This is a genomic window from Pseudoalteromonas sp. MER144-MNA-CIBAN-0113 (assembly GCF_040308965.1).
Taxonomy (GTDB): domain Bacteria; phylum Pseudomonadota; class Gammaproteobacteria; order Enterobacterales; family Alteromonadaceae; genus Pseudoalteromonas; species Pseudoalteromonas tetraodonis.
Genome location: NZ_JBEOOG010000223.1, coordinates 1 through 377, shown reverse-complemented (window position 1 = coordinate 377; position 377 = coordinate 1). Strand labels below are relative to the sequence as shown.

Here is a 377-nt window from a genome sequence, read left to right as displayed (position 1 = left end):
CCTGTACCGGCCAGTATTGCACCTAAATACACAACCGATCGATATTCAGGCTCTAATCGAGATGATGAAGCAGGGTATTATTGGGTAAATACTTACGCTTTAGATAAGCGTCCTTTGTATGTTTTGGAAGCATTAACGCTGCACGAAGCAGTGCCAGGTCATCATTTACAGATATCACTTAATGCAGAGCTTGAAAATTTGCCGAGCTATCGTCGTGATGCTTACCTTTCGGCATTTGGCGAAGGTTGGGGGCTTTACTCTGAATATTTAGGTTTAGAGGCAGGCTTTTATCAAGACCCATATAGCCGTTTTGGTCGCTTAACTTATGAAATGTGGCGAGCAGCACGTTTGGTTGTTGATACAGGGATGCACATGTA

At 43.5% G+C, this 377-nt stretch carries 1 protein-coding gene; it reads left to right on the top strand.

Annotated features, from left to right (window positions below):
• Window positions 1-377, top strand: a 377-nt coding sequence (locus AAEY57_RS19475; protein WP_350608603.1) for a DUF885 family protein, incomplete at both ends; no start/stop codon positions are given.